Here is a 329-nt window from a genome sequence, read left to right as displayed (position 1 = left end):
CAAAGTCCAGCGGATGAATGACCCGTCACTATCCGCAGTCATGCGGCGCACCAGCACCACGTCGCCGACCTCAAGCAGGTCAGCGGGCACTTGGGCGCGGTTGCCGAGCTTGCCGTTCTCAAGACGTTTGCGCGCCCATTGGACATCCTTGGCGGGGATGAAATGGCCGTCTGCGTCCTCGTCCACGCCTTCGATCCCGATGCGGGCGTCATTGCTGCCGACCTCAAGCACCACCGCCGGATACCACTGGTTCTCCAGATCGATGTCACGCGGCACCCGCAGGTCCGCAAGGGCGGCGCGCCATTTCTCTTCGCTGGTCAACTGATCAG

The 329-nt window shown here is 63.2% G+C and carries 1 pseudogene; it reads right to left on the bottom strand.

Features of this window, described 5'->3' with window-relative positions:
* A pseudogene (locus tag B3849_RS08395) lies at positions 1-329 on the bottom strand (penicillin-binding protein); the annotation flags it as partial.

This window comes from Sulfitobacter sp. UBA4523 (assembly GCF_002388305.1).
GTDB classification, from domain to species: domain Bacteria; phylum Pseudomonadota; class Alphaproteobacteria; order Rhodobacterales; family Rhodobacteraceae; genus Sulfitobacter; species Sulfitobacter pontiacus.
The sequence above is the reverse complement of the archived record's forward strand: the minus strand, read 5'-3'. Positions and strand labels throughout refer to the sequence as shown.